At 73.7% G+C, this 18,056-nt stretch carries 18 protein-coding genes and 1 riboswitch; of the genes, 12 read left to right on the top strand and 6 right to left on the bottom strand.

What is annotated here, in order from left to right:
- Window positions 1–3: 3 nt before the first annotated feature.
- The gene (locus IE177_RS26570) at window positions 4–1,413 is read left to right on the top strand and encodes a sensor histidine kinase (RefSeq protein ID WP_190017958.1); all 1,410 of its coding nucleotides are present in this window, start codon (window positions 4–6) and stop codon (window positions 1,411–1,413) included.
- Window positions 1,414–1,492: 79 nt separating this feature from the next.
- On the opposite strand, the gene IE177_RS26565 is transcribed toward IE177_RS26570, so the two are convergent.
- Window positions 1,493–2,491, bottom strand: coding sequence for a TAXI family TRAP transporter solute-binding subunit (locus tag IE177_RS26565; RefSeq protein ID WP_190017957.1), 999 nt, complete (start codon window positions 2,489–2,491; stop codon window positions 1,493–1,495).
- Between the two features lie 126 nt (window positions 2,492–2,617).
- Here IE177_RS26565 and IE177_RS26560 point away from each other — a divergent pair, with 126 nt between their 5' ends.
- On the top strand, window positions 2,618–3,025 hold the full coding sequence (locus IE177_RS26560) for a pyrophosphohydrolase domain-containing protein (protein WP_190017956.1): 408 nt from the start codon (window positions 2,618–2,620) through the stop codon (window positions 3,023–3,025).
- A gap of 25 nt (window positions 3,026–3,050) precedes the next feature.
- Here the strand turns inward: IE177_RS26560 and IE177_RS26555 are convergent, their stop codons facing one another.
- The 3 genes from IE177_RS26555 to IE177_RS26545 all read right to left on the bottom strand — a co-directional run bounded on the left by IE177_RS26555 (window position 3,051) and on the right by IE177_RS26545 (window position 5,615).
- The gene (locus IE177_RS26555) at window positions 3,051–4,475 is read right to left on the bottom strand and encodes a hypothetical protein (RefSeq protein ID WP_229816274.1); all 1,425 of its coding nucleotides are present in this window, start codon (window positions 4,473–4,475) and stop codon (window positions 3,051–3,053) included.
- 286 nt (window positions 4,476–4,761) lie between these two features.
- Window positions 4,762–5,205, bottom strand: a complete 444-nt coding sequence (locus IE177_RS26550; protein WP_190017955.1) for a MarR family winged helix-turn-helix transcriptional regulator — start codon at window positions 5,203–5,205, stop codon at window positions 4,762–4,764.
- 50 nt (window positions 5,206–5,255) lie between these two features.
- Window positions 5,256–5,615: a DUF6204 family protein gene (locus IE177_RS26545; protein ID WP_190017954.1), complete on the bottom strand. Its 360-nt coding sequence runs from the start codon at window positions 5,613–5,615 to the stop codon at window positions 5,256–5,258.
- Between the two features lie 130 nt (window positions 5,616–5,745).
- Between IE177_RS26545 and IE177_RS26540 the strand changes: the two genes are divergently transcribed.
- A complete protein-coding gene (locus tag IE177_RS26540; RefSeq protein ID WP_190017953.1) occupies window positions 5,746–6,495 on the top strand; it encodes a PP2C family protein-serine/threonine phosphatase in 750 nt (249 codons plus the stop codon).
- A gap of 100 nt (window positions 6,496–6,595) precedes the next feature.
- Here IE177_RS26540 and IE177_RS26535 read toward each other — a convergent pair whose 3' ends face one another.
- Window positions 6,596–7,183, bottom strand: coding sequence for a histidine phosphatase family protein (locus tag IE177_RS26535; protein WP_190017952.1), 588 nt, complete (start codon window positions 7,181–7,183; stop codon window positions 6,596–6,598).
- Window positions 7,184–7,277: 94 nt separating this feature from the next.
- Window positions 7,278–7,433: riboswitch (cobalamin riboswitch) on the top strand.
- 35 nt (window positions 7,434–7,468) lie between these two features.
- On the opposite strand from IE177_RS26535, the gene IE177_RS26530 reads away from it, so the two are divergent.
- The 4 genes from IE177_RS26530 to IE177_RS26515 all read left to right on the top strand — a co-directional run bounded on the left by IE177_RS26530 (window position 7,469) and on the right by IE177_RS26515 (window position 10,852).
- On the top strand, window positions 7,469–7,690 hold the full coding sequence (locus IE177_RS26530; protein ID WP_190017951.1) for a CbtB domain-containing protein: 222 nt from the start codon (window positions 7,469–7,471) through the stop codon (window positions 7,688–7,690).
- A gap of 25 nt (window positions 7,691–7,715) precedes the next feature.
- The gene (locus IE177_RS26525) at window positions 7,716–8,471 is read left to right on the top strand and encodes a CbtA family protein (protein WP_190017950.1); all 756 of its coding nucleotides are present in this window, start codon (window positions 7,716–7,718) and stop codon (window positions 8,469–8,471) included.
- An 89-nt stretch (window positions 8,472–8,560) separates the two neighbouring features.
- Window positions 8,561–10,090 carry a tRNA (N6-isopentenyl adenosine(37)-C2)-methylthiotransferase MiaB gene (miaB, locus tag IE177_RS26520; protein WP_190017949.1) on the top strand — a complete coding sequence of 510 codons (1,530 nt, stop codon included), beginning with the start codon at window positions 8,561–8,563 and terminating at the stop codon, window positions 10,088–10,090.
- Window positions 10,091–10,138: 48 nt separating this feature from the next.
- Window positions 10,139–10,852, top strand: coding sequence for a class III extradiol dioxygenase subunit B-like domain-containing protein (locus tag IE177_RS26515; RefSeq protein ID WP_190017948.1), 714 nt, complete (start codon window positions 10,139–10,141; stop codon window positions 10,850–10,852).
- An 85-nt stretch (window positions 10,853–10,937) separates the two neighbouring features.
- Here IE177_RS26515 and IE177_RS26510 read toward each other — a convergent pair whose 3' ends face one another.
- Window positions 10,938–11,225: an antitoxin gene (locus IE177_RS26510; RefSeq protein ID WP_190017994.1), complete on the bottom strand. Its 288-nt coding sequence runs from the start codon at window positions 11,223–11,225 to the stop codon at window positions 10,938–10,940.
- A gap of 132 nt (window positions 11,226–11,357) precedes the next feature.
- On the opposite strand from IE177_RS26510, the gene miaA reads away from it, so the two are divergent.
- The 5 genes from miaA (at window position 11,358) to IE177_RS26485 (ending at window position 17,944) form a co-directional block, all read left to right on the top strand.
- Window positions 11,358–12,296: a tRNA (adenosine(37)-N6)-dimethylallyltransferase MiaA gene (miaA, locus tag IE177_RS26505; RefSeq protein ID WP_190017947.1), complete on the top strand. Its 939-nt coding sequence runs from the start codon at window positions 11,358–11,360 to the stop codon at window positions 12,294–12,296.
- Between the two features lie 107 nt (window positions 12,297–12,403).
- A complete protein-coding gene (locus IE177_RS26500) occupies window positions 12,404–12,907 on the top strand; it encodes a hypothetical protein (RefSeq protein ID WP_190017993.1) in 504 nt (167 codons plus the stop codon).
- A gap of 51 nt (window positions 12,908–12,958) precedes the next feature.
- Window positions 12,959–13,828, top strand: coding sequence for a diaminopimelate epimerase (gene dapF / locus IE177_RS26495; protein ID WP_190017946.1), 870 nt, complete (start codon window positions 12,959–12,961; stop codon window positions 13,826–13,828).
- Window positions 13,829–14,113: 285 nt separating this feature from the next.
- Window positions 14,114–16,309, top strand: a complete 2,196-nt coding sequence (locus tag IE177_RS26490; protein ID WP_190017945.1) for a RelA/SpoT family protein — start codon at window positions 14,114–14,116, stop codon at window positions 16,307–16,309.
- A 132-nt stretch (window positions 16,310–16,441) separates the two neighbouring features.
- Complete coding sequence (locus tag IE177_RS26485; RefSeq protein ID WP_190017944.1) at window positions 16,442–17,944, top strand: M1 family metallopeptidase; 1,503 nt, start codon at window positions 16,442–16,444, stop codon at window positions 17,942–17,944.
- Window positions 17,945–18,056 lie beyond the last annotated feature (112 nt).

The following is an 18,056-nucleotide window of genomic DNA, read 5'->3' as shown; positions in this document are numbered from 1 at the left end:
CGGGTGCGCACACGGCTCCTACCGCTGCTCATCGTCCTGATGGCGGCCGTCCTGCTCGCCCTCGGCCTCCCGCTCGCCGTCAGTGTGGCCGCCGCCCAGCAGCAGCGGGTCGTCGTGGACCGGATCGACGACACGGCCCGCTTCGCCGCGCTCGCCCAGTACGTCACCACGGCGCCCGGCGGCTCCCGGCGCACCGCCCCGGACGAGCGCCAGGAGACGCTCCGCCGCGAACTGGACAGCTACTACGGCGTCTACGGCATCCGCGCGGGCGTCTTCTACCGCAACGGATCGGCGATGGCCAACGCCCCCGACGACTGGTTCGTACCGCGCCTGGGGGAGGTCCGGACGGCCTTCGACGAGGCCAAGCTCAGCCGGCGCAGCCACGACCCGCGGCAGGTGTGGCCGTGGCAGCGCAGCCGGCTCGTCGTCGCCTCACCCGTCATCCGGGACGGAGACGTCGTCGCGGTCGTCGTCACCGACTCGCCCACCGGGCAGATGCGCTCGCGGATCCTGCGGGGCTGGCTGCTCATCGGGGCCGGCGAGATCGCGGCGATGCTGCTCGCCGTCAGCGCCGCGCTGCGGCTGACCGGCTGGGTGCTCAGGCCGGTACGCGTGCTGGACGCCACCACGCACGACATCGCCACCGGACGCCTGAAGTCCCGTGTGGCGGCCGCCGGCGGACCGCCGGAACTCAGACGGCTGGCCCGCTCGTTCAACGAGATGGCCGACAACGTCGAGGACGTGCTGGAGCAGCAGCGCGCCTTCGTCGCCGACGCCTCGCACCAGCTGCGCAACCCGCTCTCGGCCCTGCTGCTGCGCATCGAACTGCTCGCCCTCGAACTCCCCGAGGGCAACGAGGAGATCGCCTCGGTCCGCACCGAGGGCAAGCGTCTCGCGCAGGTCCTGGACGACCTGCTCGACCTGGCGCTGGCCGAGCACGCCGAGGCCGACCTGCAGCTCACCGACGTCGGTGCCCTGGCCGAGGAGAGGCTGGCCGCCTGGTCGGCGGCGGCCGACGCCAAGGGCGTCCGGCTGACCGGCGACTGCCCGCCCACGACCGCGTGGGCCGACCCGATCACGCTGTCCAGCGCGCTGGACGCGGTGATCGACAACGCCGTCAAGTTCACCCCCGAGGCCGGCACCGTCGAGGTCACCGTCGCCGCCGACGGCGACAACTCCACGGTCGTCGTCACCGACACCGGCCCCGGCCTCACCGACGAGGAACTCGCGCGCGTGGGCGACCGCTTCTGGCGCAGCGGACGCCACCAGAACGTCAAGGGATCGGGCCTGGGCCTGTCCATCACCCGTGTCCTGCTGGCCGCGGGCGGCGGCTCGATCGACTACGCCCACCACGAGCCGCAGGGACTGCGGGTGACCGTCTCGGTGCCGCGGCACGCGGACGCGCACCGGTAGGCGGACCCGCGGGTGGACGGGCACGCCGGCAGAGGGGACGCCGGTGGGCGGACCCCGCCGGCCGGCCCGCTCCGGTCGCCTACGGCTTCATCGAGCGGTAGTAGCGCCGGGCGCCCTCCTGCAGCGGCAGCGGATCGGTGTAGATGGCGGTGCGCAGGTCCACCAGCTGCGCGGAATGGACATGGGCGCCGATGCCGTCGCGGCTCTTGATCACCGTGCGGGTCACCCACTCGGTCAGCCGGGGATCCATGTCCGTGCGCGTCATCAGCACGTTGGACACGGCGATCGTCGGCACCTGCGCGCCGTGCTGCACCTTCGGGTAGGCGGACTCGGGGATGTTCGTCGCCCGGTAGTAGCGGGCCTCCTCCCCGTCGGCGTGCAGCTTCGCCACCAGGCCGGCGTCGATCGGCACGAACGTGAAGGCGGACTTCCTCGCCAGCGTCAGCAGCCCCTTCGTGGGCAGACCTCCCGACCAGAAGAAGGCGTCGATCTTCCCCCGACGCAGCCGGTCCGGGCCGATGTCGATGCCGTCCGCGACGGGTGTGATGTCCTTGCGCGGGTCGATTCCCGCGGCCTTGAGCACACGGTCGGCTATCAGCCGCACACCGGAGTCGGGCGGCCCGATCGCCACCCGCTTGTGCCGTAGATCGGCGACGCTCTTGACGTCCGAGCCGCGCCGCACGATGAGATGGACGTAGTCGTCGTAGAGCCGGGCCACGCCGCGCAGCCGCCCCGCTCCGCTGCCGTGCCGCAGCTGGTACGCGGCCACCGCGTCGGCCGCCGCGAACGTGAAGTCGGCCTTCCCGGTCGCGACCCGCTGGACGTTCTCCTGCGAGCCGGCGCTGGAGAGCAGCTTGACCTTCAGGCCGGGCATGTCCTCGGCCAGCTCCGTGCGCAGCCGCTCGCCGTACTCCTGGTAGACCCCCCGGGCCGTGCCGGTGCTGAAGACGATCGTCCCGCTCGGCGGGTCCTCGCCCAGGGGCAGCAGCCACCACAGCAGCAGCCCGAGGGCCACGACGCCGACGGCCGCGCTGCGCAGCGCCCGGCGCCTGCTGATACGGGGGAAGAGCTTGGACATGCGGCGATCCTGCCAGGCGACGCGCGCGGCTGAACAGGGCGGAGGTCACTTCGCGCGGACGAGCGCCGCTTCCGGTCCGCGGCGGGCGCGGGGAGCTTTGCCGGTGACGGCCGTTAGAGTCCCCGTATGACCGCTTCCCCCGCCGACCTCGTCCGCGAGTTCCACCTCGCCTTCGGCCTCCACGCCCGCAGCACGCCGGCGGAGGTCCCGCCCGAACTGGCCGCCCACCGCGGGGAGCTGCTCGCCGAGGAGGCCGCGGAGGCCGCCGAGGTGGCGGTCGAGGGCCCGCTGGACCGGCTGGCGCACGAACTGGCCGACGTGGTCTACGTGGCGTACGGCACGGCGCTGGTCCACGGCGTCGACCTCGACGAGGTGATCGCCGAGATCCACCGCGCGAACATGAGCAAGCTCGGCCCGGACGGGCAGGTCGCCCGCCGGGCCGACGGCAAGGTCCTCAAGGGAGAGCACTACCGGGCGCCGGACGTGTCGGCCGTGCTGCGCCGCCAGGGCTGGATACCGGGCGGCGCGGCCTGACGGCCCGTACGGCGTCCGGCGCGGCCTACACCGACGAGGAGCCGCCCGCCAGCTTCCACTCGCGGTGCAGGGCGCCCAGCGGGATGCTCCGCTGGATGACCGGCGTACCGAAGACGGACAGCTGGAGCCGGAGGGTCCCGGACAGGTCGACCCCGCCGTACACGGCCCAGGAGCCCTCGGCCTTCGGCCCGCCATCGCCGGTGGTCACCGATCCGGAGGCCTCGCCGCGCAGGTAGGGGGCCAGGTCGGCGGTGACGCCGACGGTGCCGTACAGGCCCACGGACGCCTCGGCGCCGAGCGCCGTCTTCACGCTGCCGTCGGCGGTGACCGAGGCGCGTACGGGCGTGCTCGTCATGTCCGAGGAGCTGACCGGGGTCCAGCCCCTGCCGATGCCGAAGGTGCCGCCCGCCTTGAAGTCGCCCTTGAGGTTCTGCCGGACGTCGACGGTGACCTTCCCGTCGGCGCTGATCTGCAGGTAGCAGGTCAGGTCCAGGTTGACGACCACGGGGACGGGGCCGACCTGCAGGACGGGGTCGGCGTGCAGCTTGGCGAACGGGATGCGCAGCGGCGTCGAGGTGGTGGCGGCCGCGCGGCCCTTGACCGCCCATCCGGAGGCCCAGTCACCGGAGACACCGAGGTACGCCGAACCGGGCGCGGCGTCGGTCCCGGTGCCGCCGTAGGCGAAGTCGACCTGCGGCGCGACCTGCACGAAGCCCTTCACCGAGGCGGAGGCGGAGACCGGAGCGTCCTTGGCCGTGGGCACCTCGGCGCTCACGTCGAGCCGGAGGCTGCCCAGGGGCACGGCCGCGCCCCTGGGGCCGGCGTGCACGTCACCGGTCTTGGACCAGGACACCTTCACGTCGGGCAGCAGCTTGTCGACGGTGAACGACGACGGGTCGACCGGCACGTCGCCCTTCGCGGTGTCGTCGCCCAGCAGCGCGTTGAGGGTGGCCGGTTCTGTCTGCACCCGGGTGCCGCCGTCCGTCTCGCCCATCACCTTGGTGACCTTGGCGAGCAGTCCGTGCGGCGCGCCCGGTGCGGGCGCGCTGGCGATCACGTCGCCCACGGCGGCCTGGTGCGGTGCCGCGGAAGGGGTGCCGGAAGGAGCGGGCGCGGTCGGCGAACTCCCGCGCTTGACCGGCTTGTCGGAGATGACGGCCCGCCGGGTACGGCTGTCGTACGAGCTGACGGTGAGCGTGGTCTTGTGCGCCCGGTGGCCGGGGCCGCCCGTGCCGCCCGGGCTCGCCGTGGCGGTCGCGGTGGCGGTGGGTGCGGCGGCGACGGTGAGCGCGTGGTCCGTACCGTCGGCGGGTCGGTCGTCGGCCGCGGCCTGACGGGAGTGTCCGCCGGCCGCGGACTGCTCGGCATGCGGCGCCGAGGAGGAGCAGGCCGCGGCGAGGAAGACCGTGGCGACGGCGAAAGTGGGCAGCAGGGCACGTCTGTGCCTCATGCGTGTGCGCAAGGTGGGTCCTGAGTGAAGTGGGGGGTGGCAGAGAGGTGCCGGCGAGTGGGCTGCAAACGGGTAGTACCGGCCGGTAACTCGGTGACGGGCCTGAGCATGCCACGCCCGCGAGTGGCGGCCCCCCACAATCGGCCACACTCCAACGTGACGTGTGACACCGCGAGTTGGCGTCGAGGGCGGCGGAGGCCCGGGGTGCCGGAGACGGGTGCGGGAGGGAGCCGAGGCGTGGGCCGCCGGTCACGGGGAACCGGTGGCCCACGCCCCGCTCGGGACGTCAGCGGCCGGACGGTCCGGTGCCGCCGAGCCGGGACAGCAGGTCCGAGAACACTGCGACGTCCTCCTTGCCCCACGCGGGAACGGCGAGGACGTCGGTGGCGGTCTCCTCGGCCGTGGCCAGCATCTCCCGCAGCCGCCGGCGTCCCGTCCCGGTGAGCGAGGCGTAGGCGACGCGCGCGTCCCGGGCGTCCGGCTCGCGTGTCACCAGGCCGATCCGCTCCAGCGGAGCCAGCCCGCGGGTGACCCCGGAGGCCGTCAGCCCCAGGACCTCGGCGAGGTCGACCCGCCGCATCCGGCCGCCGGGCGCCTGCCCGAGCCGCAGCAGCAGGGTGAAGTCGGACAGGCTGACGCCGTGCAGCCCGCCCAGCCGGGCGTCGAACCGTCGCACGAGCGCCGCCTGCGCCCGCACCAGCCGCAGCACCACGTCCAGAGACTCATTCATGACAGCCCCAGCACCCCCCATTCCCTTGCTATCTCCTTGACTGCTCAAGTTCATGAGCCGAGTGAACGCGCCGCGCGCCGCTGCCGCTTGCCCATGGGTGCCTGGGAGAGGTCCTCGGCGGTGGAACGGAGGTTCTTGAAGCCGTAGCCGCGCTCGGTCAGCCAGGCCGTCGCCCGCTCCTCGGCCCGTTCGGCCGCCTCCAAAGCGTCCTCCTCTTCCTCCCCGGTGTCGGAGAAGCGGAAGACGAACGCCGGCCGGGCGGCGATGTCGTAGGTCAGGGTCCCCTCGGGGGTGAACGCGGCGCGCAGCACGTCGTGTTCGGCGGCGTCGGCCAGCAACGCGGCCCGCTGTGCGCCGGTGAGGGCGTCGAAGACGCCGCGCACGGTGATACGGAAGGTCCGGGTACTCATTCCGCGACCCTAGGCGCAGCCCGGGCCGGTCCTCCACCGGTTTCCACGGCAGGAAGTCTCCCCGGGTGACCGCCTACCCTGAAAGCAGCGCGCAGGGCGACCCCCATCCGCGGGAAGGCGGTGGCGTTCCATGCCGTACGTGGCGGTGAGCGCACTGAGCCACCCCGGGCTGCTCCGCGAGCGGAACGAGGACAGCCTCGTCGCCGGGCCGTGGACCCTGTGCGCCACGGTGACCGACAGTCCGCAGACCCTGGTCTTCCCGCTCGGCGGCCCCCTCGTCGTCGCCGTCGCCGACGGGCTCGGCGGGCATCCCGGCGGTGACGTGGCCAGCGCGCTCGTCGCCCGCCGGATCGCGGCGGCCGGTGCCGCCCTGAGTGACGAGGACGCCGTCCGCGACACCCTGGGCGCCTGCAACCGCGCCGTGTACGAGGCCGCCGGCGGCACCGGGGGCAGTGAGATCGCCATCATGGGGACGACGGTGGCCGGCGTCGTCGTACGGCCCGGCTCGGTGCTGGTGTTCAACGTGGGCGACAGCAGGGTCTTCGCGGCGGGCCGGGACGGGCTGCGCCAGGTGAGCGTCGACGACAGCCCGCCGGCCGGGCCCGGCCGGCGCACCACGTCCCTCGTCACCCAGTGCCTGGGCGGCACCCGTCCCTTCAGCGCCGTCACCCCGCACGTGACGGCCGTGCCGCTCGCGCCCGGCGACCGCTTCCTGGTGTGCACCGACGGCCTGACCGACCCGGTGCCGGAAGAGGTGCTCGACGACGTGCTGCGGGAGCACGACGACGGCCGCGCGGCCTTCGAACTGTGGAAGGCGGCCATCGAGGCCGGCGGCCCGGACAACATCACGCTGGCCGTCGTACGGGTCTCGCAGGAGTAGAGGCCGGGCGACGGCCGCCGTTCGGCCGTTCCGCGCCCGCGTGGAGATCTTCCGGCCCCTCCGTCAGCCCTCGCAAGGCGTCAGCCGTCGCAAGGCCCCGTCAGCCGCCGCCGTCGCCGTCCCGGCCGAGCGGCCGTCCGGCCGTGAGGTTCCAGCGGCCGGCGCGGCCACTGAACCCGGCCGCGTGCAACGGCCGTACGTCGACCCGCCAGAAGGCCGCCTCGGGTGCCCCGAGCACCCGGACGGTCGCGGCTCGTACGACATCAGGCTCCACGACGGCGATCGTCCGGCCGTCGCAGCGCGCCGCGTCTTCCAGCCAGGCGCCGACCCGCTCGCACAGCTCGTGCACCGACTCCCCGCCGTGCGGCGCGGACGCGGGATCGGTCAGCCACCGGGCCACCGCCTCCGGCTCGGAGGCGCCCACCTCGTCGAGCGTGCGGCCGCGCCAGCGGCCCACGTCGAGGCCGGCCAGTTCCGGGGCGTCACCGGCGTCGAGGCCGAGCGCGGCCGCCGTCTGCCGGCAGCGGACGCTGGGGGAGACGAGTGCCCGCGCGGCGCGCGGGAGCGCTGCCGCCGCCGCGCCGGCGTGCTCCGCCCCGGCCGGGTCGAGCGGGCACCCCTCGTCGAAACGGGCCTGCCGCAGGGCCGCGTTCACGGCGGGTGAGATCAACATCACTCGGGTGGTCATGTACTCGCTCTCACGGTCGACGGCCCTTCTCCCACAAGGACTCGACAGGGAACGGTGGTCCGAGGGGCGCCCGTTCGCTCCCCGTGCGCCCTTGGCCGGACACCGGCTTCGCGGTACCTTCTCGGCGAAATAGACGACGGATCGCGGAAGCCGGTGGGAATCCGGCACGGTCGCGCCACTGTAAGCCCCCACGGCACATCCCGGTTGTGTGGTGGGCAAGTCAGACCCGCGCCGTCGTCCTGTGCACCACCGAGACGGGACGCGAGTTCCCCAGGAGGTCCTGCCATGGCGCAGTCCGTCGCTCAGCCGACCACCGTCACCACCACCGCGCCGGCCAAACTGCCGGTCGGCGCGATCGCCCCCTGGGCGGTCTTCTTCGGCATCCTGATGCTGGCCCTGCTCTACTTCGTCGGCGCCGAACAGGGCGCCACCTCCGTGATGTCCGGCGAGAACGTGCACGAGTGGGTGCACGACGCTCGGCACCTGCTCGGCTTCCCCTGCCACTGACGGCGGGGAAGAGACCCAGCGACCCATGAACTCGGCAACCGTCCGCAACCTGCTGGTGCGTGGCATGCTCGCGGGTCTCGCCGCGGGCCTGCTCGCCCTGGTCACCGCCTACTTCCTCGGTGAGCCGCGCGTCGACTCGGCCATCGCCTACGAGGAGGCGCACTCCCACGAACACGGCGTGGAGGCCGTCAGCCGCACGATGCAGTCCACCGGCGGCCTGGCCACCGGTGTACTGCTCTACGGCGTCGCCTTCGGCGGCATCGCCGCCCTCGCCTACTGCTTCGCGCTCGGCCGGATCGGCCGCTTCGGGCCGCGCGCCGGCGCGCTGCTGCTCGCCGCGGCCGGCCTGATCGCCGTGTACGTCGTGCCCTTCCTGAAGTACCCCGCCAACCCGCCGTCCGTCGGCGACCCGGACACCATCGGCAGGCGCACCACCCTGTACTTCCTGATGATGCTCCTCAGCGTGCTGCTGGCGATCGCCACCGTGATCCTGGGCAAGCGCCTGGCCCCCCGGCTGGGCAACTGGAACGCGACGGTGGCCGCGGGGGCGTTCTTCGTCCTGGCCGTCGGACTGGCGTACGCGTTCCTGCCCGCCGTCAACGAGGTGCCCAAGGACTTCTCGGCCACCCTCCTCTGGCAGTTCCGCCTGTCGGCCCTCGCCGTCCAGCTGACCCTGTGGACCGCCTTCGGGCTCGTCTTCGGACCGCTGGCCGAACGGGTCCTGACCCCGAAGCCCGCCGAACGCGCGGCCGTGGCCGCACCCTCGGCGGTCTCCCGCTGACGTTCCCCTTTCCCCACGGGTCCGGGCCGCCGGCGGGCCCGTGGGTAAGGGGGGACGGGGCTCCCCGCGGACCGCCTACCCTTGGACGCATGACCAGCAGCAGCGACCGGGGCCCGGCAGTGGACGTGCGATCTTCCAAGACCTACGAGATCCGCACCTACGGGTGCCAGATGAACGTCCACGACTCCGAGCGATTGTCCGGACTGCTCGAAGAGGCCGGGTACGTGCGGGCGCCCGAGGGAGCGGACGGGGACGCCGACGTCGTCGTCTTCAACACCTGCGCCGTGCGCGAGAACGCCGACAACCGGCTCTACGGCAACCTCGGCCGGCTCGCGCCCAGGAAGGCCCAGCGGCCCGGCATGCAGATCGCGGTCGGCGGCTGCCTCGCGCAGAAGGACCGCGACACCATCGTGAAGAAGGCGCCCTGGGTGGACGTCGTCTTCGGCACCCACAACATCGGCAAGCTGCCCGTCCTCCTGGAGCGCGCCCGCGTCCAGGAAGAGGCGCAGATCGAGATCGCGGAGTCGCTGGAGGCCTTCCCGTCCACGCTGCCGACCCGGCGCGAGAGCGCCTACGCGGCGTGGGTGTCGATCTCCGTCGGCTGCAACAACACCTGCACCTTCTGCATCGTCCCGGCGCTGCGCGGCAAGGAGAAGGACCGCCGCCCCGGCGACATCCTCGCCGAGGTGGAGGCGCTGGTCGCCGAGGGCGTCTCCGAGATCACGCTGCTCGGCCAGAACGTCAACGCCTACGGCTCCGACATCGGCGACCGCGAGGCCTTCAGCAAGCTGCTGCGCGCCTGCGGCGGGATCGACGGCCTGGAGCGGGTGCGCTTCACCTCCCCGCACCCGCGCGACTTCACCGACGACGTCATCGCCGCCATGGCCGAGACGCCGAACGTGATGCCGCAGCTGCACATGCCGCTCCAGTCCGGCTCGGACACCGTCCTGAAGGCGATGCGCCGTTCGTACCGGCAGGAGCGCTACCTCGGCATCATCGAGAAGGTCCGCGCCGCCATCCCGCACGCCGCGATCACCACCGACATCATCGTCGGTTTCCCCGGCGAGACGGAGGAGGACTTCGAGCAGACCCTCCACGTGGTGCGTGAGGCCCGGTTCGCGCAGGCCTTCACCTTCCAGTACTCCAAGCGCCCCGGCACCCCGGCCGCGACCATGGAGGACCAGATCCCCAAGGAGGTCGTCCAGGCGCGCTACGAGCGCCTCGTCGCCCTCCAGGAGGAGATCTCCTGGGAGGAGAACAAGAAGCAGGTCGGCCGCACCCTGGAGCTGATGGTCGCCGAGGGCGAGGGCCGCAAGGACGGCGCCACCCACCGCCTGTCCGGCCGCGCCCCCGACAACCGGCTGGTCCACTTCACCAAGCCGGAGCAGGACGTGCGCCCCGGCGACGTGGTCACCGTCGAGGTGACGTACGCCGCCCCGCACCACCTCCTCGCCGAGGGCGCGGTCCTCGACGTGCGCCGCACGCGCGCGGGGGACGCCTGGGAGAAGCGCAACGCCGCGGAGGCCGCCAAGCCGGCGGGCGTCATGCTGGGCCTGCCGAAGATCGGCGCACCGGCGCCGCTGCCGGTCGCCACGGGCAGCGGCTGCGGCTGCGACTGACCTGCCGCCGGCGAACGGCCGGCCGGCCGACGGCGTACCCTGCCGATCATGCTTGTCGCCGCCGCAGTCTGCCCCTGTCCGCCGCTGCTCGTGCCCGAGGTCGCCGCGGGCGCGGCCCCCGAGATGGACGCCGCGCGCGCGGCGTGCGCGGACGCGCTGGGCGTCCTCGCCGCCGCCCGCCCGGACCTGCTGGTGGTCCTCGGGCCCGCCGGGCGGAGCGGGCGCGGACCGTTCCCGCAGGGCTCCCCGGGGTCCTTCCGCGGGTTCGGCGTCGACCTGGACGTACGCCTTGGTTCCGCCACGGACACCGCTCCCGGACGGGAGCTGCCGTCCTCGCTGGCCGTCGGCGCCTGGCTGCTGGAACGGACCGGCTGGGCGGCCGCCCCGATCGAGGGGCTCGGCGTGGGCGAACCGCTCGCACCCGAGCGGTGCGCCAAGGCCGGCAGGGAGATCGGCGCCCGGGCCGGGCGGGTGGCGCTGCTGGTGATGGGCGACGCCAGCGCGTGCCGCACGGTCAAGGCGCCGGGCTACCTGGACGAGCGGGCGGCGCCCTTCGACGCGGAGGTCGCACGGGCACTGGGCGCGGCGGACGTCGCGGCCGTCAAGGCGCTCGACCCCGGGCTGGCCGCCGACCTGAAGGCGTCCGGCCGCGCACCCTGGCAGGTCCTGGCCGGAGCCGGCGAGGGGGCGAGCCTCGGCGGCGCCCTGCTCTACGAGGACGCGCCGTACGGCGTGGGATACCTGGTCGCCACCTGGTCCTAGCCCCGGGGCGGGCCTGCCTGCCTCCGGGGCACTTCGCCCCGGGCGGCCTGCCGCCCCTACGAGGACACTTCGGCAGGGCACCGGATCAGGACATCGGTGGCGGCGGGCCCTCCGGCGGGGGCGGGGCAGGGGTCGTCGGGCCACCGGTGGCGCGCCCCGGGCCCTCCTTGTGGGCGAGGCGGTCCATCGCCTCCCTGGCCTTGCCCGTGCCCGCGTGGATCTTGTCGCTGTACTTGCCCTTGGTCCGCTCGTCGACGGCCCTCGCGGCCTTGTCGATGCCGTGCTGCACCTTGTCCCCGTGCTGGCGCGCGAGATCGGACACCTTGTCCTTGGCCGGGGCGAGCCTGGCCTTCATGTTGTCCAGCAGACCCATGATCCACCTTCCCTGGCTCGCGGCCGGTAGCGCGAACACGTCCATACCACCTCATACGGTACTCGCCCGGGCGAAGTTCCCGCGTCACGCAACTCGTTCGAGACCTCACCCCGAGTTTGCGAGACTGGTGCGGTGAGCAGTGCACTCGTCGCCCCCCGTGTCATCGCCGTCGTCGGTCCCACCGCGGCCGGGAAGTCCGATCTCGGTGTCTTCCTCGCCCAGCGGCTGGGCGGCGAGGTCGTCAACGCCGACTCCATGCAGCTGTACCGGGGGATGGACATCGGCACCGCCAAACTGACCCCCGAGGAGCGTGGCGGCGTCCCGCACCACCTGCTGGACGTCTGGGACGTGACCGTCACCGCCTCGGTCGCCGAGTACCAGAAGCTGGCCCGTGCGCGGATCGACGCGCTGCTCGCCCAGGGCCGCTGGCCGATCCTGGTCGGCGGCTCCGGCCTGTACGTCCGCGGTGCCGTCGACAACCTGGAGTTCCCCGGCACCGACCCCGTGGTCCGGGCCCGGCTGGAGGAGGAGCTGGCACTGCGCGGCCCCGGCGCGCTGCACGCCCGCCTGGCCGCCGCCGACCCCGAGGCCGCCCGTGCGATCCTGCCCGGCAACGGCCGCCGCATCGTCCGCGCCCTGGAGGTCATCGAGATCACCGGCCAGCCCTTCACCGCGAACCTGCCCGGGCACGACTCCGTCTACGACACCGTCCAGATCGGGGTCGACGTGGCCCGGCCGGAGCTCGACGAGCGGATCGCGCGCCGCGTCGACGTGATGTGGGAGGCCGGCCTCGTCGACGAGGTGCGCGCCCTGGAGGCGCAGGGGCTGCGCGAGGGGCGCACCGCGTCGCGTGCGCTGGGTTACCAGCAGGTGCTCGCGGCGCTCGCCGGTGAGTGCACCGAAGCGGAGGCGCGGGCCGAGACCGTACGCGCCACCAAGCGCTTCGCGCGCCGTCAGGATTCCTGGTTCCGGCGCGATCCCCGCGTGCACTGGCTGAGCGGGGCCCTGGCGAACCGCGGGGAACTTCCGCAGCAGGCCCTGACGTTGATCGAACGACCGGTCACAGCCTGATCACGTGATGGCATCGGGATGCGCCGCCGGTCATCCCGGCCTTCGGGGCCGTGCCATCATCGAGCTTCGATCGACCAAGTGGAGCCTAGTTGGGAGGGCGCGTGGCGATGGAGGCCGGCCCTCACGACACCGCACAAAGTGCCGAGCACGTCACCACCGACGGTGACCGTCCGGACCAGACCGAGGACCGTCTGACGGACGACGGGCCCGAGGAGGCGCCCGGCGGCGTGACGGCCGACGGCCCGGCGCCCGAGGAGATGTACCCGGGCGGGCCGGAGGTCGAGGTCGAGCTGCGCCCGCAGCGCCGGCTGCGCATCTGGCAGCTCGCACCCATCGTGGGACTGTCCGCCGTCGGCTCCCTGATGTTCGCCTTCCCGCTCGCCTTCGACTTCGGCGACAGCGGAGCCGTCATCGCCATGCTCGGCCTGCTCATCTGCTGCTGTGCCGCGGGCTGGGGCATGATGGCCGCCCGCCGGGTGGGCTACACCTGGCCGGGACTGCCCCCGCGCGGCGCGGGCCGCCGCCCCGACTGGCGGGTGGTGCTGGCCTACGTGCTGCTGGTGGCCCTGGCCGCCGTCCTCGCCGTGTGGCGCGTGGCCCGGCTGCGCTGAGGCCCCGCGACGGGCACGGGGCCGTGCCCGGTGTGCGGCTACGATCGAGGAATGAGCACGCGGATCGCCTTCCTCAAGGGCCACGGCACCGAGAACGACTTCGTCATCCTCCCGGACCCCGGGAACGACCTCGACCTCACCCCGGCCGCCGTCGCCGCGCTGTGCGACCGCCGGGCCGGCATCGGCGGCGACGGGGTCCTGCACGTGGTGCGGTCCGCGGCGCACCCGGACGCCGTGGCGATGGCCGCGGCCGCGGAGTGGTTCATGGACTACCGCAACGGCGACGGCTCGGTCGCCGAGATGTGCGGCAACGGCGTCCGTGTGTTCGCGCGCTACCTCCAGCACGCTGGGCATGTGGCCGAAGGCGACCTCGCGATCGCCACGCGCGGGGGAGTGAAGACCGTCCACATCGCCAAGGACGGGGACGTCACCGTCGGCATGGGCCGCGCCCGCCTCCCCGGGGGCGACGTCACGGTGAGCGTCGGCGAGCGCAGCTGGCCCGCGCGCAACGTGAACATGGGCAACCCGCACGCGGTCGCCTTCGTCTCCGACCTCGCGCACGCCGGATCCCTGCTCGACCCGCCGCCGGTCGCCCCGGCGGGCGCCTACCCGGACGGCGTGAACGTCGAGTTCGTCGTCGACCGCGGCCCCCGCCACGTCGCCATGCGCGTGCACGAGCGCGGCTCCGGCGAGACCCGCTCGTGCGGCACCGGAGCCTGCGCCGTCGCCGTGGCCGCCGCCCGGCGCGACGCCGCCGACCCGGCCGTCACCGGCACCCCGGCGACGTACACCGTCGACGTCCCCGGCGGCCGCCTGGTCATCACCGAGCGGCCGGACGGCGAGATCGAGATGACCGGACCCGCCGTGATCGTCGCCGAGGGCGAGATCGACGCCGAATGGCTGGAAAGCGCCGCGCGCTGACCCTGCGGTACGACCCCCGAGAGGGCCCCGCACCCCCGGACCAGCGGTTCCGCACGCCCGGGGCCGTTCCGCGCCGGGGCCGAGTCCAGCGCAAGTGGCGCAAACTCTAAACCTCCCGCGCGTCGCTCGATTGGGTGATCCGTTTCACGCTCGGCAAGAGGCGGCCGATCGCACGCGGTCGGCTCGGTAGCATCAAGCACCGGCACGGACGGGGGAACGTCGCCATCCCTGAGCCGCGTACGCCTTGAAGGCCCCCGTCCGCCGGTCCACGAGCCGGAGGTGCCCATGAGTGCGGAGGCCACGAACCCTGCGACCGCTGGCCCGGCAGCGCCCACAGCGCCGCAGGCGCTCACCGCGTCCGCGGCACCCGCGGCGGCGCGCCGGAAGTCCCGGCCCAGGATCGACCTGCGCCGGCTCGGCCGGGCCGCACTGCTCGGCCCGGCCGCACGCGACCGGCTGCCGGACGCCATCGGCCACGTCGTGGACGCCCACCGCGCCCACCACCCGGACGCCGACCTCGAACCCCTGCGCCGCGCCTACGTCCTGGCGGAGTCCTCGCACCGCGGCCAGATGCGCAAGAGCGGGGAGCCGTACATCACCCACCCGCTCGCGGTGACGCTGATCCTCGCCGAACTCGGCGCCGAGACGACGACGTTGACGGCCTCGCTGCTGCACGACACGGTCGAGGACACCGACGTGACCCTGGACCAGGTGCGGGAGCAGTTCGGCGAGGAGGTCCGCTACCTCGTCGACGGCGTCACGAAACTCGAGAAGGTCGACTACGGGGCCGCCGCCGAACCCGAGACCTTCCGCAAGATGCTCGTCGCCGCCGGCAACGACGTGCGCGTGATGTCGATCAAGCTCGCCGACCGCCTGCACAACATGCGGACCCTCGGCGTGATGCGCCCCGAGAAACAGGAGCGGATCGCCAAGGTGACCCGCGACGTCCTCATCCCGCTCGCCGAACGCCTCGGCGTGCAGGCGCTCAAGACAGAACTGGAGGACCTGGTCTTCGCCATCCTCCACCCCGACGAGTACGACCACACCAGGGAACTCATCGCCGCCAACGCCGCCCGCTCCGGCGACCCGCTGGCCGAGGTCGCCGACGAGGTGCGCGGTGTGCTGCGCGAGGCCGACATCCAGGCCGAAGTCCTGATCCGCCCACGGCACTTCGTCTCCGTGCACCGGGTCGGCCGCAAAAGAGGACAGCTGCGCGGCTCCGACTTCGGCCGCCTGCTGGTGCTGGTGAACGAGGACGCCGACTGCTACGGCGTCCTGGGCGAACTGCACACCTGTATGACGCCGGTCGTCTCGGAGTTCAAGGACTTCATCGCGGTACCGAAGTTCAACCTCTACCAGTCCCTGCACACCGCCGTCGCCCGCACCGACGGGCAGGTCGTCGAGGTCCTCATCCGCACCCATCAGATGCACAGGGTCGCCGAGGCCGGTGTCGTCGCCCTCGGCAACCCGTACGCCCCCGCAGCCGACGACCCGGCCGACGGCGAGCGCTGCGACCCCACCCGCCCCGGCTGGCTCTCCCGCCTCCTGGACTGGCAGCAGGCCGCCCCCGACCCCGACACCTTCTGGTCCACCCTGCGCGAGGACCTCGCCCAGGACCGCGAGATCACCGTCTTCCGCCCGGACGGCGGCACCCTCGGCCTGCCCGAGGGCGCCACCTGTGTGGACGCCGCGTACGCGCAGTACGGCGAGGACGCCCACGCCTGCATCGGCGCCCGCGTCAACGGCCGCCTCGCCACCCTCAGCACCGTTCTCACGGACGGCGACACCGTCCAGCTCCTGATGGGCCAGGACCCCGCCTCCGAGCCCTCCCGCGAATGGCTGGACCACGCCCACACCGCGGCCGCCCGCATCGCCATCCAGCGCTGGCTCACCACGCACCCCGGCGGCGGCACCCAGACCGAGCCGGTGGACGCCGCCCGCACCGAACCCACCGGGGACCGCGCCCCCGCCCCGGAGGACCCGCCCCCCGGCCGCCCCGCCGGCGCCGCCGCGGCCCTGCGCCCCCGGGGCGCCGACGTCCTGCTGGAGCGGGGGCGGGCGCACGTACGGCTCGCCGGGTGCTGCACCCCCGTACCGCCGGACGCGATCACCGGCTTCGCGGTACGCGGGGGAGCGGTGACCGTGCACCGCCTGCAGTGCGCGGCGGTGGCACACATGAAGAGCCGGGGGCGCGCGGAGATCGGCGTGCGCTGGGGAGAGACCGCCGAGTGCCGGGTCACGCTGGTCGCCGAATCGTTCGGCCGGCCGCATCTCCTCGCCGACCTCACCGAGGCCATCGCCGCGGAGGGCGCCGAGATCGTCTCCGCCACCGTCGAACCGCCCAGCCAGCAGCGGGTCCGCCACACCTACACCCTCCAGCTCCCCGACGCGGCCCGCCTCCCGGCCCTGATGCGCGCCATGCGGAACGTGCCCGGGGTGTACGACGTCAGCCGCGCCCAGCACCAGGCGCCCGCCTTCTGACGACCGCCGCACCGGCGCGGCACCCGGGCTGCCCGGGGACGTGACGCAGAAGGGCCCCCGGCACCAACCCGTTCGGGTGGGCCGGACGCGAGTCGCCGCCGTGGCCCGGGCGGGCGCTGGTAGCGGTGGTCCATGCTGCTCACCCCACGCCCCCGGACCCGGCCCCGGGCCCCCCGGCACCGGAAGGCCGCCCTGCTCGCCGCCGCCGTCTCCGCCTGCCTCCTCGCCGCCGCCGCCCCGGCCGAGCCCCTGGGCGTCGGCGACCGCCTCTACCCCTACCTGGGCAACCCCGGCTACGACGTGGCCGCCTACGACCTGTCCCTCACCTACCCCGGCGCCAACGACAAGCCGCTGCGGGCCGTCACCACCATCGACGCCTGGACGACCGCCGACCTGGACCGCCTGAACCTCGACTTCGCGCACGGCACCGTGCACTCCGTCGAGGTCGACGGCCGGCCCGCGGACTTCGCCCGCGCCGGCGAGGACCTCGTCGTCACCCCGGCCCACCCCCTGCACAGGGGCGTCTGGACCCGGATCACCGTGCGGCACACCAGCGACCCGGTCGCCGGCAAGGACCAGGACGGCGGCTGGGTGCGCACCTCCGACGGCCTGGCGATGGCCAACCAGGCCGACGCCGCCCACCTGGTCTTCCCGTGCAACGACCACCCGTCCGACAAGGCGCGCTTCACCTTCCGCATCACCGCCCCGAACGGCTACACCGCCGTCGCCAACGGCCTGCCCACCGGGGTGGACCGGGTCGGCCCCAGGACCACCTGGACCTACCGCACCCAGCACCCCATGGCCACCGAACTCGCCCAGGTGTCCATCGGCCGCTCCGCCGTCGTGCACCGCTCGGGACCCCACGGTCTGCCGGTCCGCGACGTCGTGCCCAGCGCCGACCGCAAGACCCTGGAACCCTGGCTCGCCAGGACGCCCGGCCAGATCGCCTGGCTGGAGGGCAAGGTCGGCCGGTACCCGTTCGAGACGTACGGAGTGCTCATGGCACAGGCCGCCACCGGCTTCGAACTGGAGACGCAGACCCTGTCGCTCTTCGAGAAGCGGCTGTTCACCGACCCCGCCTTCCCCAAGTGGTACGTCGAGTCGGTCATGGTGCACGAGCTGTCCCACCAGTGGTTCGGCGACAGCGTCAGCCCCCGGGCCTGGTCCGACGTCTGGCTCAACGAGGGGCACGCCACCTGGTACGAGGAGCTGTACGCCGAGGAGACCGCGCACCGGCCCATGGCCGACCGCATGAAGGCCGCCTACGGCGCCTCCGACCGCTGGCGGCAGTCCGGCGGCCCGCCCGCCCGGCCCAAGCCGCCCGCGCCCGGCCAGAAGATCGGCATCTTCCGGCCGAACATCTACGACGGCGCCGCCCTCGCGCTCTACGCCCTGCGGCAGGAGATCGGCCGGCCGGCCTTCGAGCGGCTGGAGCGGCTCTGGGTCCGGAACCACCGGGACTCCACCGCCACCACCGCCGACTTCGTCCGGCTGGCCTCGGCGGTCGCCGGCCGCGATCTGAGCGGCTTCCTCCACGCCTGGCTGTACGGCGAGCGGACCCCGCCGATGCCCGGCCACCCGGACTGGAAGCCCTCGGCGAAGGCCCCGGGCGGCAAGGCGCACACCCGGCGTTAACCCGGTGACGGGACGCACCGTCCCGTGCGACCATTTTCGGGTCGGCGCGGCACGGGACGCGGGAATCTCCCGGGGTACCCGTGCGTTGGACATCACGAGCGGCCCCGGGCGG

The sequence above is a fragment of the Streptomyces lucensis JCM 4490 genome, assembly GCF_014650035.1.
GTDB lineage: Bacteria > Actinomycetota > Actinomycetes > Streptomycetales > Streptomycetaceae > Streptomyces > Streptomyces lucensis.
The sequence above is the reverse complement of the archived record's forward strand: the minus strand, read 5'-3'. Positions and strand labels throughout refer to the sequence as shown.